This window comes from Enterobacter sp. FB (genome assembly GCF_000805795.1).
In the GTDB taxonomy this organism is placed as follows: Bacteria; Pseudomonadota; Gammaproteobacteria; order Enterobacterales; family Enterobacteriaceae; genus Enterobacter; species Enterobacter roggenkampii.
Map to the genome: position 1 here is coordinate 2,555,359 of NZ_JSZC01000013.1, position 16,294 is coordinate 2,571,652.

Below are 16,294 nucleotides of genomic sequence, written 5' to 3' on the forward strand. Positions count from 1 at the left end.
TTGGTTCAATAACCTTTCTCTTTATAAGAGTATGGTATTTACGCATCACGGTGCGTTCGGGCAATGTTCAAATGCCTGAAGCGCCCAATTATTTCCAGTGAACCTGTGGCAGATCAATTTTATTCAGAGAGCCGTTCTGTGACCGTTAAACGACCCGTTTCCGGAAGCCTTGCCTGGGCTTTCTTTTCGATCATTGCCCTATCCGTACTCAGCAGCACCGTCGCGTTGCTGACGCTGGCCAGCAGCCAGCGCGATGCCGAAGCCATCAACATCGCTGGCTCACTGCGCATGCAGAGCTATCGTCTGGGCTACGAGATGCAGCGAAACAGCCCTTCCCTTGCGGCACATCGCGAGAGCTGGCAACAGACGCTCGGCGCGCCTGCCCTGCAGAAGCTGGATCGCTGGTACGTCCCGGACAATGTGAAAGCACGCTATCAGCAACTGCATGTGGCCTGGCAGGAGATGGATGCGCATATCGCCCGCGGCGACAGCGCGTGGTATCAACGCAATATTGAGGATTTTGTGGGCCGCATTGATGCCTTTGTGCTCGCCCTCCAGCACTACACCGAACATAAAATTCAAACGGTCACCCTGCTCTCGCTGGCTGGCGCACTCGGGATCCTGCTGCTGACGCTGTTTACCCTGCGACGCATCCGTCGTCAGGTGGTGCTGCCGCTGAATAACCTGGTGGCGGCCAGCGAACGCATTGAGCGCGGCGAGTTTGCCACCCCTGCGCCGGATAGCGCCCTGCCGAACGAGCTGGGCCAGCTTTCGCGCGCCTTTAACCACATGTCGGCCGAGCTTGATACACTCTACCGTTCGCTCGAAGCCTCGGTTGCGGAAAAGACGCGGCACCTGCACGAAGCCCACCAGCAGCTCGACATGCTGTTCAAGTGCTCGCAGGCGCTCAATACCGGCCAGATTGACAGCCACTGTTTCCGGCATATCCTGCAGATTGTCCATGACTATACGCAGATGAATTATCTGGAACTGCGCACCAGCGACGACTGGCGGCTATGCGAAGGGACGGAGGCTGAGGGTATCCCTCTGCAAAACCTGCCGGTACTGATGCAGGACACGCTCTACGGCGAGCTGCGCTGGCAAAGCGAGGCGGACAGCGTCCCCCTTCCGCTGATGAGAAGCGTGGCGACCATGCTCGGGCGCGGGCTGTACTTTAACCAGGCGCAAAAGCATTACCAGCAGCTGCTGCTGATGGAAGAGCGCGCCACTATTGCCCGCGAGCTGCACGATTCGCTGGCGCAGGTGCTGTCGTATCTGCGCATTCAGCTTGCGCTGCTCAAACGCGCCGTGCCGGAAGAAAATACCCAAGCGCAGGCCATTATCACCGACTTCTCCCGCGAGCTGAACAATGCCTGGCAGCAGCTGCGCGAGCTGCTGACTACCTTCCGCCTGACGTTGAACCACGCGAATTTACCCGCGGCGCTGCAGGAGTCACTCGATGTCCTGCAGAGCCAGACGCAGGCGAAACTGCATCTCGACTGCCGCCTCTCCTCGCTGGCGCTCGACGCGCAAAAGCAGGTGCACCTGTTACAGATCGTGCGTGAGGCGGTGTTGAACGCCATTAAGCACGCGCAGGCCAGCGAGATCACCGTGAGCTGCGTGACCGCAGCGGACGGTACGCACAGCGTCAGCATTCGCGACAACGGCATCGGGATTGGCGAGGCCAGCGAGCCGCCGGGACATTACGGTCTGAACATTATGCGCGAACGCGCGCAACGGCTTGGAGGAGTGCTGCACTTTTCACAGCCGCAAAACGGCGGCACGCTGGTCAGCGTGACGTTTCCGGCGCCCACGCCGTTAACGGGTAAATAACGGTAAAGAGGGAAGCGCAGGGAAAAGCGCATGATAATTTACACTATCTCCTTTATTTCTCCACGTTTGACCTGGGCCTTACCGCTAAAGTTATGCGGGCAATAAACAATAATGACGTGTAGCAAAACGAGGTCACACTTTCATGGCGAATTTTTTCATCGATCGCCCCATTTTTGCCTGGGTGCTTGCCATCCTGTTGTGTCTGACAGGTGTCCTGGCGATTACGTCACTTCCCGTTGAGCAATACCCCGACCTGGCACCGCCGAACGTGCGCGTCACCGCAAACTACCCCGGCGCATCGGCACAGACGCTGGAAAATACCGTGACGCAGGTTATCGAGCAGAACATGACGGGTCTGGATAACCTGATGTACATGTCCTCACAAAGCAGCGCCACGGGACAGGCGACGGTCACCCTGAGCTTTAAGGCGGGCACCGACCCAGACGAAGCGGTGCAGCAGGTCCAAAACCAGCTGCAGTCGGCGATGCGCAAGCTGCCCCAGGCGGTGCAAAACCAGGGCGTGACCGTGCGTAAAACCGGCGATACCAACATATTGACCATCGCGTTTGTCTCGACAGATGGCTCGATGGATAAACAGGACATCGCGGACTACGTCGCCAGTAATATTCAGGATCCCATCAGCCGTATCAACGGCGTCGGGGATATCGACGCCTACGGCTCACAGTACTCCATGCGTATCTGGCTCGATCCCAACAAGCTGAACAGCTACCAGATGACGGCAACCGACGTGACGGATGCCATTAAAGCCCAGAACGCCCAGATTGCCGTGGGGCAACTGGGGGGAACGCCTTCCGTTGATAAGCAAGCCCTGAACGCCACCATTAATTCGCAATCCCTGCTGCAGACGCCGGACCAGTTCCGCAATATCACCCTGCGCGTGAATCAGGACGGGTCGGAAGTGCGTCTCGGCGATGTCGCCGCGGTGGAAATGGGGGCGGAGAAATACGACTACCTGAGCCGCTTTAACGGCAAGCAGGCCTCCGGTCTGGGGATTAAGCTGGCCTCCGGCGCGAACGAAATGGCGACGGCAAAACTGGTGTTAGACCGTCTGGACGAGCTGTCGCAGTATTTCCCGCACGGGCTGGAGTACAAAGTCGCCTATGAAACCACCTCCTTCGTTAAAGCCTCCATTGAGGACGTGGTGAAGACTCTGCTCGAAGCCATCGCGCTGGTGTTCCTGGTCATGTACCTGTTCCTGCAAAACTTCCGCGCGACGCTGATCCCCACCATTGCCGTCCCCGTGGTGCTGCTGGGGACCTTTGCGGTGCTTTACGCGTTCGGGTACAGCATTAATACCCTGACGATGTTTGCGATGGTGCTGGCGATCGGCCTTCTGGTGGATGATGCCATCGTGGTGGTTGAAAACGTCGAGCGCATCATGAGCGAAGAAGGGCTCTCTCCGCGCCAGGCGACGCGCAAGTCCATGGGGCAAATTCAGGGGGCGCTGGTCGGGATTGCGATGGTGCTGTCGGCCGTCTTTATCCCGATGGCCTTCTTTGGCGGCACCACCGGGGCGATTTATCGCCAGTTCTCGATCACCATCGTCTCGGCGATGGTGCTCTCCGTGCTGGTCGCGCTGATCCTCACCCCCGCGCTGTGCGCCACCATTCTGAAACCGCTGCACAAAGGGGAGCATCACGGGCAGAAAGGGTTCTTCGGCTGGTTTAACCGGATGTTCAACCGCAACGCCGCGCGCTATGAATCTGCCGTGGGTCGCGTACTGCACCGCAGCCTGCGCTGGATGATGATTTACGTTGTGCTGCTGGGCGGGATGGTGTGGCTGTTCCTGCACCTGCCCACCTCGTTCCTGCCGATGGAAGACCGGGGGATGTTCACCACCTCGGTGCAGCTTCCGAGCGGCGCAACGCAGCAGCAGACGCTGAAAGTGGTGCAGAAAGTGGAACAGTATTTCTTCACCAAAGAGAAAGATAACGTTGTCTCGGTCTTCTCCACCGTCGGTTCCGGCCCGGGCGGAAACGGGCAGAACGTTGCCCGCATGTTTGTCCGCCTGAAGGACTGGGACGAACGCGATACCCGGACGGGCACCTCGTTTGCCATCATTGAACGTGCGACAAAAGCCTTTGCGCACATCAAAGAAGCGCGCGTCTTTGCCAGCAGCCCACCGGCGATAAGCGGCCTGGGCAGTTCAGCCGGGTTTGATATGGAGCTGCAGGATCACGCCGGGGCGGGCCACACGGCGCTGATGGCGGCACGCGATAAGCTGTTAGCGCTGGCAGGCAACGATCCCGGCCTGACCCGCGTTCGCCATAACGGCCTCGACGACAGCCCGCAGCTTCAGGTGGATATCGATCAGCGTAAGGCGCAGGCGCTGGGTGTGTCGATCAACGATATCAACGACACCCTGCAAACGGCGTGGGGGTCGAGCTATGTGAATGACTTTATGGATCGCGGCCGCGTGAAAAAAGTGTATGTCCAGTCCGCCGCGCCGTTCCGCATGCTGCCGGATGATATTAACCGCTGGTTTGTCAGAAATAATGCTGGCGGCATGGTGCCGTTCTCCGCCTTTGCCAGTTCGCACTGGGAGAGCGGATCGCCACGCCTGGAACGCTATAACGGCTACTCTGCGGTTGAAATCGTCGGGGAAGCCGCACCGGGCGTCAGCACCGGTACCGCCATGGACACCATGGAAAAACTGGTGCAACAGCTGCCCGCCGGTTTTGGTCTCGAGTGGACGGCCATGTCTTACCAGGAGCGTCTCTCAGGGGCGCAGGCCCCCGCCCTTTACGCGCTCTCGCTGCTGGTGGTCTTCCTCTGCCTTGCCGCACTGTATGAGAGCTGGTCGGTCCCGTTCTCGGTCATGCTGGTCGTGCCCCTTGGGGTTATCGGTGCGCTGCTCGCAACGTGGATGCGCGGCCTGGAGAACGATGTCTACTTCCAGGTGGGCCTGCTCACCGTCATTGGGCTGTCGGCGAAAAACGCCATTCTGATCGTTGAGTTTGCCAACGAGATGAATGCCAAAGGCCACGAGCTGATGGCCGCCACGCTGCACGCCTGCCGTCAGCGCCTGCGTCCGATCCTGATGACCTCGCTGGCGTTTATTTTTGGTGTACTGCCGATGGCGACCAGCACCGGTGCAGGTTCCAGCAGCCAGCATGCCGTCGGAACGGGAGTGATGGGCGGCATGATTTCGGCCACCGTTCTGGCCATTTACTTCGTTCCGCTGTTCTTTGTGCTGGTGCGTCGCCGCTTCCCGCTAAAGGAACGTCCTGAGTAAGTGGGTGAAATAAAAAAGGCGGCTTTATCGGCCGCCTTTTTACTGTGTGATTAATTCACACTATGGTTATTTTACTTATTTTAGTGCTCTTGCAATTCTTACTGAATGTCATTTACGAAGCATGCCTTCGATAAAATCTTTCCAGTTCCCCAGTTCACGTTCAATCATAACAACCTCTCTTATTATTATGCGCATTCTACAAAAACGTACCATCATTGTGAAGACTATTTAACCAATTGCTGTGATTGTACCCTACGTCCTGCGGGGATTTATGATAAATATGAACGGAGAGCCCTCAATTTTTTGTGACGGCCAGCAATATTTTGAAATAACCCTACGAACGGGTGAGTTTTATTTTATTGGCTGAGTTTATTGGATTTTTAAAGTTAATGGACATCTATGCTTAAATGATGAAAGAATATTCAGCGTACAGTTGTGAGTCGAATTAAGAAGACGTATTAATCCAGACAATTCCTGAATGTGTTATATTCCACTTAAGGATATATCTTCGAATTTACTGAACATTTAATTATCAGAACATCAAAAGGATTCACCATGGTTGTGATGTACGGCATTAAAAATTGCGACACCATCAAAAAAGCCCGCCGCTGGCTGGACGCTAACAGCGTGGAGTACCGCTTCCACGATTACCGTGCCGACGGGCTCGATGCAGAATTTCTGCATAGCGCTATCCACGAACTGGGTTGGGAAGCCCTGCTGAACACCCGCGGCACCACCTGGCGTAAACTGGACGACTCTCTGCGCGCCAGCATCACCGATGCCGACAGCGCGGCAAAACTGATGCTCGAGATGCCGGCAATTATCAAACGCCCATTGCTCTGCGCGCCAGGGCAGCCTATGCTGCTGGGTTTCAGTGAAACCCTTTATTCCGACTTTTTTCGTTGAGGTGTAGTTTATGTCATGCCCGGTCATTGAGCTGACTCAGCAGCTTATTCGCCGTCCTTCCCTTAGCCCGGACGACGCAGGTTGTCAGGCTCTTATGATTGAACGCCTGCGTGCCATCGGTTTTACCGTTGAACGCATGGACTTTGGCGATACCCAGAACTTCTGGGCGTGGCGCGGACAGGGCGAAACGCTGGCCTTCGCCGGGCATACTGACGTCGTTCCCGCCGGTGACGCGGATCGCTGGATTAACCCGCCGTTTGAGCCGACCATTCGCGATGGCATGCTGTTTGGTCGCGGCGCGGCAGACATGAAAGGCTCTCTGGCGGCGATGGTCGTGGCGGCAGAGCGCTTTGTGGCGCAGCATCCGAATCACAAAAACCGTCTCGCGTTTTTGATCACCTCCGACGAAGAAGCCAGCGCGCACAACGGCACCGTGAAGGTCGTCGAAGCGCTGATGGCACGCAACGAGCGTCTCGACTACTGCCTGGTCGGTGAGCCGTCCAGTACCGAAGTGGTGGGTGACGTCGTCAAAAACGGTCGCCGTGGCTCGCTGACCTGTAACCTGACCATTCACGGCGTTCAGGGGCACGTTGCGTATCCGCATCTGGCCGATAACCCGGTCCACCGCGCCGCGCCAATGCTGAGCGAGCTGGTGGCGATTGAGTGGGATAAGGGCAACGAGTTCTTCCCGCCGACCAGCATGCAGATTGCGAACGTCAAGGCCGGGACCGGCAGCAATAACGTGATCCCGGGGGATTACGTCGTCCAGTTCAACTTCCGCTTCAGCACTGAGCTGACCGATGAGATGATCAAGGCGCGCGTTATCGCCCTGCTGGAAAAATATCAGCTGCGTTACACCGTGGAGTGGTGGCTTTCCGGCCAGCCGTTCCTGACGCAGCGCGGTAAACTGGTGGATGCGGTGGTGAACGCCATCGAGCACTATAATGAAATTAAGCCACAGCTGCTGACAACGGGTGGCACCTCAGACGGACGCTTTATCGCCCGTATGGGTGCTCAGGTTGTCGAACTGGGGCCAGTGAACGCAACCATTCATAAAATAAATGAGTGTGTCAATGCGGCAGATTTACAACTGCTGGCCCGTATGTATCAACGTATTATGGAGCAAATCGTCGCCTGACGAACGCTCTGAGAGGAATAGCGAATGGATTGGCTTTCAAAGTACTGGTGGGTTCTGGTGTTGGTTTTTCTGGTCGGCGTACTGCTTAACGTGATTAAAGACCTTAAGCGCGTGGACCATAAAAAATTTCTCGCCAACAAGCCGGATCTTCCCCCGCACCGTGATTTCAACGACAAGTGGGACGATGACGACGACTGGCCGAAGAAGGATCAGAAGAAGTAATCGGTCTGTATCCCCTCTCCTGTGGAGAGGGGATAACCTCACATAAACTCAACAATATCATCATTATCCGGCTTGCCGCCGCTGAGCGCTTCATCAAAGTAGTGCTTCGGTACAGTATAGCGCAGATGGTCAAGCGCAAACTGCATGCTGCGGTCGTCAATGGCGTGGCCCAGATCGTCAACGATATCCAGCGTCACATCCCCACCCTCACGCATCAGCGCTTCCTGGGCAGCAACCGCATGCGAGAGCTCAATCACCCGGTCTTCACCGCCGTGGATTAAGTGGATCGTGGTCTGCGTGGTTGCGCTTGTTGGTAACGTCGCAAAACGGCCGTTAAACGCGATCACCCGTGAAACCAGACCCGGCTGTGCCTTTACGCTTTCCAGCGACATGATTGACCCCTGCGAGAAGCCAATCAGCGCGGTCGCTTCGGCTCCTACGCCGCTCTGCTGCTGCCAGTAGCGGACGACGTCGATAAAGGTCGGCATGATGGCGTCGATACGCGCCTGACGGTTCTCTTCCGTCACGCCCTGAACCGAGAACCACTGGCGCCCATTCGGGCCGCATGGCTCTACGCCGCCGATGCTGACAATCAGCGCTTCCGGGAAAACGGGCGCAAACCAGCTGCCAATCTGCCCCATATTGACGGCATTATCGCCAACCCCATGAAACAGAAGCAGTAACTGTTTAGCCGGTTTGTCAGGGCTTTGAACAACAAAATGGTCATGTTTCATGGTGGTCTCCTTAATAGATGACCTGGATTCTACGCCTCCCGGCGGGAATGACCATGCCACTTTACTGAAGAAGTCATTGAAAAAATTGCCATTGCAAAATGGCTTCCTTCAACTGCTGGCAGCGGGGATAATCAAGGCTTTCAAGCGCTTGCGCGGTTTCAGAGCGCAGCTTTGCCAGCAACGCTTTTCGCCCGAGCTCATCCGTTTTCCCTGCTAGTTTCCCCCGCAGGGCCGGAAGCGGCATATCAACATTGAGCAACAACCGCGTCAGCGCGGCAACCGAGGTTGAAAACGCGCGATGGGCAAAAGCAAACCCCGCCAGCTCCCGCCAGTCATCACTATTAAGGGTAGCTTCCCAGCCGTCGTCCACCGAGATCTTTTCACCGTTCCAGGCCGACAGGACGCGCATATCCCGGCATAAACGGTGATGTTCCTGCGCGCACAGCCGACGCCCGGCCTCGCTCAGCGGCAGCAGCGCCATCGCCGTGTAGCAGCCGCTGCTGGCTTCCCGATGGCTCCCCATCCGCACCAGCACAAACCCGCACCGCTGCCAGAAACGCCACAGCTCGTCGGTATAACCAAAACTCACCGACAGATAATCTTCCCCGCTGGCGCTAAGGATAAGCCGTTGCCCGATGCCTTCCCGCTGGCGCAGGGGGTGAACCGCAATGCGGCTAACCCGTCGCCCTTTCAGCGTCGCCGCGAGCGGAGAGCCGCCGTGCGCCGCCAGCGACTGCGCCACGAGATTCCCGCGTGGACGCCGGTATCCCGCCCACACGGCGCGGCTAAGCTCCGGTGACAACCCGCCCTCTTCCACCAGCCAGAGCGCGCCTGCAATATCAGCCCCCGTCTCTGCAACAGCAAAGTGCTGGCCGGGCGCGTCCATCATCCGGCGTAAATCGAGTGGTGACGTGCGGTAGTGTGCAGCACACAGCAGTTCATAAACGCTTGCCGCGCGTGCCGGGTCGCTCTCCCACATCCGCGGCGCCAGCGGCGTTATACGAACCTCACCTTCCGGTTTGCGATCGATAAGCGCATCATCAAATAACAGAGCATTTGCCACGAACCGCTCAAGCGGACATCCGGCGGCCCAGCGAATGGGGGTCGATAAGGCATAATGCCGCAGTCCGCTGAAACGCGCGCAGAACTTCAGCAGGAAGCCCCTGCCCGTCCCTTCATAGCCCTGCACCGTGGTGGTTAATAATACGCGCGTAAAGCGCGTCACCAGCTTCTCCAGCAGCGGGCCCGGGATGGCAGCCGCTTCATCGACAATCAGCCAGTCGGCCTGCAGCGTGGAGGCCAGCAGCGCATCCGGGGCCATAAAGTGGAAATGCTCGCACGCAAAGCGCGCAATGACATCCGTTGCCCCTTTAGCCGGTGCCGTGACCACCGCACTCCCCTGAATGCTATTGAGCAGCATCCCCGCCAGCGCTGACTTTCCGCGCCCGCGCGGTGCCGTTACGGCAGCGATGCCCGCAGGCATGGTCAGAAGCGCGTCGAGGATCTCCGCCTGCTCGCGCTGCGGTGCGCCGCTGGCAGGCTGCCAGGCGGGTAAATCCGGCGCAACGGGAACGGACAAAGGACGATGCTGCTGCCAGACAATCGCATCCGAATCGGCGGCAAGCGTCCGGCAGAAGTGGTGCACAAAGTATGGAGTGGCGATCGGCTCCGCGCTGTCGCTCCAGCGCAAAGAATCGCTGTCTGGCCTGTCGGCCCAGTCAGCAAGCGGAGGAACCAGCAGCACCAGGAGGCTTCCGGCGCGCAGCGTTCCGCTGAGCGCGGCGAAGGCTGAGACGTCAAACCCGGCGCGCGCGTCAAAAACGGCGTGAAGGTATTCGCGTCCCAGCAGTCCGCTGAGGGTTTTTGAGGGAATGTCATCCAGCCACAGCCAGTCTCCCGGCAGGGTATTACGCAGGTCAGCCGCCTGACTCAACGTCCACTGCGTCTCACCGCTGAGCACCACCAGCCGACGATGACCGGTGCGCTCAAGCTCGCGTATCTGCTGATCAAACGCCAGCATTACATCGCTTTACCGAAGGTATTACACTGCGCCGGGTCGCCGCTGTCGAAACCGCGTTTAAACCAGCTGTAGCGCTGCTGCGAGGTACCGTGAGTGAAGCTGTCCGGCACGACGCGCCCCTGGCTCTGCTGCTGAAGACGGTCGTCACCGATTGCCTGAGCGGCATTCAGCGCCTCCTCAAGATCGCCGGATTCCAGCACGCCCTGCTGCTGCATGCTGTGGCCCCAGACGCCCGCGAAGCAGTCCGCCTGCAGCTCCATTTTAACGGACAGGCGATTCACGTCAGCCTGCGAAGCATTTTGCTGCAGCTGGCGCACTTTTGGCTCAATTCCCAGCAGCTTTTGCACGTGATGGCCGACTTCATGCGCGATAACGTAACCCTGGGCAAAATCACCGTCAGCGCCAAGCTTGCGTTTCATGTCATCGTAAAAGGAGAGATCGATATAGACGGTGCCGTCCGCCGGGCAGTAGAACGGCCCCATCACGGACTGCCCGGTGCCGCATCCGGTGCGGGTTGCGCCCCGGTACATCACCAGCTTCGGCTGCTGGTAGGTACGCCCCATCTTCTCAAACAGCTGACCCCATGTGTCTTCCGTTGTGGCGAGGATCACGGAGGTAAATTTGGCCGCTTCATCTTCATTCGGGCTGATGGAGCGCTGAGAATGCTGCTGCTGTTGCAGCGGCTGACCGGTCATTAACCCGGTGAGATCGACGCCGTAATAGCCCGCGACCAGCACCACAATCAGCAGAATGATACCGCCCTTGCCGCTGGGTAAGCGGAAGCCCGGTCCGCCCATGGAAGGACCGCCGCCGCCATCACTGCGTCTGTCTTCTACATTGTCACTTTCACGACGCCCTTGCCAGCGCATAACCACCTCTAACTATTCCATTTATAATAGCTATGATCGTAGGCGGTTAACGGCAAGATTACCATAGGAAACAAAGGTAAGACGCCAAAGGATGCGAACATCCTTTGGCAAGTGAGGGAGTTAGTCGAGCTTAACGCCTAAACGGTGAGCAACCGCTTCGTACGCTTCAATCAGGCCACCCAGGCTCTGACGGAAACGGTCTTTGTCCATTTTATCCAGGGTTTCTTTGTCCCACAGGCGGCTACCGTCCGGTGAGAACTCATCGCCCAGCACCACTTCGCCTTTGAACAGACCAAACTCCAGCTTGAAGTCGACGAGGATCAGGCCCGCGTCATCAAACAATTTTTTCAGCACGTCGTTGGCTTTGTAGGTCAGCTCTTTCATGCGCGCCAGGTTCTCTTTGTTCACCCAGCCGAAGGTTTCGCAGTAGGAATCATTGACCATCGGGTCGTGCATGGCGTCGTTTTTCAGGAACAGATCGAACAGCGGTGGATTCAGTTCGATACCTTCTTCAATGCCCAGACGCTTCACCAGGGAGCCCGCAGCACGGTTACGAATAACGCACTCAACCGGAACCATATCCAGTTTTTTCACCAGACATTCCGTATCGGACAGCAACGCTTCCATCTGAGTCGGGATACCCGCTTCGGCCAGTTTGGTCATAATGAAGTGGTTGAACTTGTTGTTCACCATGCCTTTACGATCGAACTGCTCAATGCGCGCGCCATCCCCTGCTGACGTATCATTGCGGAACTCGAGCACCAACAGATCCGGGTTTTCCGTGCTGTATACGGTCTTCGCTTTGCCACGATACAACTCAGCTTGCTTCTGCATCTTCATTACTCCTGGTGTGATGATTTGTGTTCAAAACTGGGGATATTATGCCACGCACACGTTTGCGTAGCACGAAAATAAAAAGGGCTGGATTCACCAGCCCTCGTATTTATTTGCTGAATGCTGCCTGGAAGACAGCGACCAGCGCATCGTTCTGCGACTGGGTCAGCGTGTGACCTTTTGGATCGATAAACTGCAGGCTACTGCGGTTATCAAGGTCACCGACCTGAATCTTGTAGTCACCGGAGGCAAGCTGAGGATCTTTCGCGCCCAGTTCCTGCCACGCGCTGTCGGAGAGCGGCTTATAGGTTGCCGTTATGCTGCCGGTTGAGCGGGTGCTGTCGGTCACTTTCATGCCCACTTTTTCCAGCGTCGCTGGCAGACGCTGCCAGGTCTGGTTAAACGGTGCACGCACCACCAGCATTGGCAGGCCGGTGTCATCCGCGCCGCTCTGGACATCGAAGGTCACACCGTTGCGGCTCTGCGCGGCGTTGGCAGCATCGGTCGCGTTTTTATCCAGACCTGCGGCAATCACGTTCAGCATTTCGGTGCTGTAACGCTGCAGGGATGCGGCATCCGCAACCGGTTTACCCGCCTGCTCCAGGTTCAACAGCTTAACGTTAACCGCCTGCTGATAACCCTGTGGTTTAACGGAGACTTGATAACGACCGCGGTACTGCTGGTCTTCATCCAGACGGTTCCATTCGATCCAGTCGGTGGTTAACGTCTGGCTGGCATCATCGCGTTTATCGATGGTGTAGTTCTTCGCCTGAATGACGCTGACAACCTGCGGCCACAGGGTGCTACCGCGCGCGCTCTCAACCATCAGAGACGCCGTATCACCGGTGAACTGGGTACGCGCCCCGCTCACCAGCGCCAGAGGCTGTGCTGGTGGACGAATATCAAGCGCTTTACCGACCAGGCCGCTGCCGTTGGTCACGGGAATATTATAATCGCCGTTCTGAATCGGCAGGATCATACCAGCCGGTGCGTGAAGTTCAGCAAGCGGGGTCGCATCCAGATAGGATTCATCACCGCTCACCTGGCGCTTGTAGCGCGAGTCTGAACTACAGGCAGCGAGCAGCATAACAAGCGAAACACTCGCAACCTTCGCCAGGCGCGACTTCTGTACTGAATAAGCCATCAAATCTCCCTAAACTTTACAGCAAACCGGCATGTTTCAGCGCTGCCCTGACGATATCACGACCGTGGTCGGTAATCGGTGTCATTGGCAGACGCAGCGTGTCGGTTGCTACAAGCCCCAACTCCTTACATGCCCATTTCACTGGGATCGGATTGGGTTCGACAAATAATTTATTGTGCAGCGGCATCAGACGCTGATTTATGACACGCGCTTCATCAAAGTGACCGGCCGCGGCCAGTTTGCACATTTCAGCCATATCGCGCGCCGCAACGTTTGCCGTTACGGAGATCACGCCATGGCCACCGAGCTGCATAAAGTCCAGCGCGGTCGCATCATCACCGCTCAACAGGATAAAGTCGTCTGAAACCAGCTCTTTGATCTGATGAACGCGGCTTAAGTTCCCTGTCGCCTCTTTAATACCGATAATATTTTTGACTTCCGAGAGACGACCAACGGTTTCCGGCAGCATATCGCAACCGGTACGGGACGGCACATTATACAGAATTTGTGGCAAGTCAGTATGTTCAGCGATGGCTTTGAAGTGCTGGAACAAACCTTCCTGAGTAGGACGGTTGTAGTAAGGGGTCACCGTCAGACAGCCGACAATGCCGCTGTCGTTAAAACGTTTAGTCAGGCTGATCGCTTCTGCGGTGGCATTCGCGCCTGTGCCCGCGATGACCGGAATACGTCCGTCAGCCAGTTCCAGGGTCAGCATAACCACATCGCCGTGCTCGTCGTGGCTCAGCGTTGCAGATTCACCGGTAGTCCCTACCGAAACGATCGCCGAGGTTCCATTGGCGACATGGTAATCAATCAGCTTCTTCATGCTAGACCGGCAGACGTTACCTTTTTCATCCATCGGTGTTACAAGCGCGACAATACTTCCCGTGAACATGAGCCATCCTCTGTGCGAACAAGAGTCTCAATGGTACGTTTGGAACTGTAATAAAAGCAAGCGACCTGAGGCCCTCAGGCGGTTGTATGCATGTTTTTTTTATGCTTTCCTTAGGAAGACTTAACCATGCAAAGGAAGAACAGGTTTGACAACCTCATCACAACATTACCTGGTTATCACTGCGCTGGGTGCCGACAGGCCGGGTATCGTGAACACCATCACCCGCCACGTAAGCAGCTGCGGCTGTAATATTGAAGACAGCCGTTTGGCCATGCTCGGCGAAGAGTTCACATTCATTATGTTGCTTTCAGGGACATGGAACGCCATCACGTTGATTGAATCGACCCTGCCGCTGAAAGGCGCCGAGCTGGATTTGCTGATCGTCATGAAGCGCACCACCGCGCGCCCTCGCCCGGCCATGCCCGCTACCGTCTGGGTGCAGGTTGAAGTGCCTGATTCTCCGCATCTGATTGAGCGCTTCACCGCGCTGTTTGACAGCCATCAGATGAACATCGCCGAGCTCGTTTCCCGCACACAGCCGGGCGACGCAAGCACGGTTCCCACGCTCTTTATTCAAATTACCGCGCACAGTCCTGCGTCACAGGATGCGTCAAATATCGAGCAAGCGTTCAAAGCCCTCTGTACAGAATTAAACGCGCAGGGCAGTATAAGCGTCGTCAATTATTCGCAGCACGAACAGGATGGAGTTGAGTAATGAATCCACTGAAAGCCGGTGACATCGCACCGAAATTTAGCTTACCGGATCAAGACGGCGAGCAAGTAAATTTGACCGACTTCCAGGGACAGCGTGTTCTGGTCTATTTCTACCCGAAAGCCATGACCCCCGGCTGCACCGTACAGGCCTGCGGCTTACGCGATAACATGGATGAGTTGAAAAAAGTCGGCGTGGAAGTGCTGGGTATCAGCACCGATAAACCAGAAAAGCTGTCACGATTTGCTGAAAAAGAGCTGCTGAACTTCACGTTGCTTTCTGACGAAGATCATCAGGTATGCGAGCAGTTCGGCGTCTGGGGCGAGAAGACGTTTATGGGTAAAACCTACGACGGTATTCACCGCATCAGCTTCCTGATTGACGCCGACGGTAAAGTTGAACACGTGTTTGACGACTTCAAAACCAGCAACCACCACGACGTGGTGTTGAACTGGCTGAAAGAAAGTGCCTGAAAGTGAGTGTCGGGTGGCGGCTTCGCCTTACCCGACCTACAAGGATAAATAGGCCGGGTAAGCGCAGCGCCACCCGGCAAAACTTACTGCTCTTCTACCGCCGGCACATCCGGCCACGCGTGGACGACCGCTTTAATCAGCGTCGCCAGCGGAATGGCGAAGAACACGCCCCAGAATCCCCACAGCCCGCCGAAAATCACCACCGATAAGATAATCACCAGCGGATGCAGGTTCACCGCTTCGGAGAACAGCACCGGTACAAGCAGGTTACCGTCCAGCCCCTGAATAATCAGATACACCGCGAAGCAGCTCCAGAACTCGGTACCCAGCCCAAACTGGAACAACGCCACGCCAACCACCGGAATGGTCACCACAAACGCGCCGATGTAGGGGATCAAAACCGAAAATCCGACCAGCACGGCCAGCAGCAGCGAGTAGTTCAGGCCGAAAATCAGGAAGCCAATCCAGGTGGCGACCCCCACCACAATCATCTCCAGCACCTTGCCGCGAATGTAGTTGGTGATCTGCTGGTTCATCTCTTCCCAGACCTGCCCCGCCAGCCCGCGGTTGCGCGGCAGAATACGGCGTACGGCGTTGAGCATCTGGTCTTTATCTTTCACCAGGAAGAAGACCATCAGCGGCACCAGCACGAGGTAGACCGCCAGCGTCAGCAGTCCGACCAGGGACGCCAGAGAGTACTTCACCACCGAATCGCCCATCGTCATGATGCGGGCGCGCATATTTTCGGCCATCGCGTCGATAATCCCGGCATCCATCAGCGCAGGATAACGGCGCGGCAGCGTGGCGGCGAAATCAGAAAGCTTATTCAGCATGCCGGGCATATCGCGGATCAGGTTAATTCCCTGTTGCCAGGCAACCGGCATCACCACAAAGGCCATCAGCAGCAGGATGCCGACAAACAGCACCAGCACGATGCTGGTCGCCCAGCGGCGGGAACACCCAATATTTTCCAGGCGCGCCGTTGGCCACTCCAGCAGGTACGCCAGCACAATCGCTACCAGCAGAGGGGCGAGCAGGCCGCTGAAGAAGAACAGGATACCGAACCCGGCGACCAGAATAACCAACAAAGCAATGGCTTCCGGGTCGCTGAACCGACGCCGGTACCACTGCATTAACATTTCGAGCATACAACCCTTCCCTGAATCGAATGGCGGGAGTGAGACGGTGAATTGTATCTAACTGTCACAAAAAAGACTTTCGCTTTTTGTATCCCGATCGCAATCCGCAAAAGCCTGAT

The 16,294-nt window shown here is 56.8% G+C and carries 15 protein-coding genes; 7 read left to right on the top strand and 8 right to left on the bottom strand.

Features of this window, described 5'->3' with window-relative positions; genetic code table 11:
- Positions 1–138 precede the first annotated feature (138 nt).
- Together narQ and acrD are read left to right on the top strand one after the other, a co-directional pair.
- A complete protein-coding gene (gene narQ, locus PI91_RS19150) occupies positions 139–1,833 on the top strand; it encodes a nitrate/nitrite two-component system sensor histidine kinase NarQ (RefSeq protein ID WP_039266957.1) in 1,695 nt (564 codons plus the stop codon).
- A gap of 142 nt (positions 1,834–1,975) precedes the next feature.
- Positions 1,976–5,089 (top strand): multidrug efflux RND transporter permease AcrD, encoded by a 3,114-nt coding sequence (gene acrD / locus PI91_RS19155; RefSeq protein ID WP_039266829.1) that lies wholly within the window; start codon positions 1,976–1,978, stop codon positions 5,087–5,089.
- A gap of 108 nt (positions 5,090–5,197) precedes the next feature.
- Here acrD and ypfM read toward each other — a convergent pair whose 3' ends face one another.
- Positions 5,198–5,257 carry a protein YpfM gene (ypfM, locus tag PI91_RS25845; RefSeq protein ID WP_015572204.1) on the bottom strand — a complete coding sequence of 20 codons (60 nt, stop codon included), beginning with the start codon at positions 5,255–5,257 and terminating at the stop codon, positions 5,198–5,200.
- Positions 5,258–5,644: 387 nt separating this feature from the next.
- On the opposite strand from ypfM, the gene PI91_RS19160 reads away from it, so the two are divergent.
- From PI91_RS19160 to PI91_RS19170, 3 genes are read left to right on the top strand one after another with little or no spacing between them, the layout of a single operon-like run.
- The gene (locus tag PI91_RS19160; protein WP_025912785.1) at positions 5,645–5,995 is read left to right on the top strand and encodes an ArsC family reductase; all 351 of its coding nucleotides are present in this window, start codon (positions 5,645–5,647) and stop codon (positions 5,993–5,995) included.
- A 10-nt stretch (positions 5,996–6,005) separates the two neighbouring features.
- The gene (gene dapE / locus PI91_RS19165) at positions 6,006–7,133 is read left to right on the top strand and encodes a succinyl-diaminopimelate desuccinylase (protein WP_008501626.1); all 1,128 of its coding nucleotides are present in this window, start codon (positions 6,006–6,008) and stop codon (positions 7,131–7,133) included.
- Between the two features lie 24 nt (positions 7,134–7,157).
- Positions 7,158–7,355 carry a YpfN family protein gene (locus PI91_RS19170; RefSeq protein ID WP_008501627.1) on the top strand — a complete coding sequence of 66 codons (198 nt, stop codon included), beginning with the start codon at positions 7,158–7,160 and terminating at the stop codon, positions 7,353–7,355.
- 38 nt (positions 7,356–7,393) lie between these two features.
- Here the strand turns inward: PI91_RS19170 and ypfH are convergent, their stop codons facing one another.
- The 6 genes from ypfH to dapA form a co-directional block, all read right to left on the bottom strand.
- Complete coding sequence (ypfH, locus tag PI91_RS19175; protein ID WP_039266831.1) at positions 7,394–8,089, bottom strand: esterase; 696 nt, start codon at positions 8,087–8,089, stop codon at positions 7,394–7,396.
- Positions 8,090–8,162: 73 nt separating this feature from the next.
- Positions 8,163–10,109: a tRNA(Met) cytidine acetyltransferase TmcA gene (locus PI91_RS19180; RefSeq protein ID WP_039266832.1), complete on the bottom strand. Its 1,947-nt coding sequence runs from the start codon at positions 10,107–10,109 to the stop codon at positions 8,163–8,165.
- A complete protein-coding gene (locus PI91_RS19185; RefSeq protein WP_008501630.1) occupies positions 10,109–10,978 on the bottom strand; it encodes a neutral zinc metallopeptidase in 870 nt (289 codons plus the stop codon). Before PI91_RS19185 ends, PI91_RS19180 begins: the two co-directional genes overlap by 1 nt.
- 120 nt (positions 10,979–11,098) lie before the next feature.
- Positions 11,099–11,812, bottom strand: coding sequence for a phosphoribosylaminoimidazolesuccinocarboxamide synthase (gene purC, locus PI91_RS19190; RefSeq protein WP_008501631.1), 714 nt, complete (start codon positions 11,810–11,812; stop codon positions 11,099–11,101).
- A 109-nt stretch (positions 11,813–11,921) separates the two neighbouring features.
- A complete protein-coding gene (gene bamC / locus PI91_RS19195; protein WP_021241807.1) occupies positions 11,922–12,956 on the bottom strand; it encodes an outer membrane protein assembly factor BamC in 1,035 nt (344 codons plus the stop codon).
- 16 nt (positions 12,957–12,972) lie between these two features.
- Complete coding sequence (dapA, locus tag PI91_RS19200) at positions 12,973–13,851, bottom strand: 4-hydroxy-tetrahydrodipicolinate synthase (RefSeq protein WP_008501633.1); 879 nt, start codon at positions 13,849–13,851, stop codon at positions 12,973–12,975.
- Between the two features lie 145 nt (positions 13,852–13,996).
- On the opposite strand from dapA, the gene PI91_RS19205 reads away from it, so the two are divergent.
- Both PI91_RS19205 and bcp read left to right on the top strand, forming a co-directional pair.
- A complete protein-coding gene (locus PI91_RS19205) occupies positions 13,997–14,566 on the top strand; it encodes a glycine cleavage system transcriptional repressor (RefSeq protein WP_008501634.1) in 570 nt (189 codons plus the stop codon).
- The gene (gene bcp, locus PI91_RS19210; RefSeq protein ID WP_008501635.1) at positions 14,566–15,036 is read left to right on the top strand and encodes a thioredoxin-dependent thiol peroxidase; all 471 of its coding nucleotides are present in this window, start codon (positions 14,566–14,568) and stop codon (positions 15,034–15,036) included. Before PI91_RS19205 ends, bcp begins: the two co-directional genes overlap by 1 nt.
- Positions 15,037–15,119: 83 nt before the next feature.
- On the opposite strand, the gene PI91_RS19215 is transcribed toward bcp, so the two are convergent.
- Positions 15,120–16,184: an AI-2E family transporter gene (locus PI91_RS19215; protein ID WP_008501636.1), complete on the bottom strand. Its 1,065-nt coding sequence runs from the start codon at positions 16,182–16,184 to the stop codon at positions 15,120–15,122.
- Between the last annotated feature and the right edge of the window lie 110 nt (positions 16,185–16,294).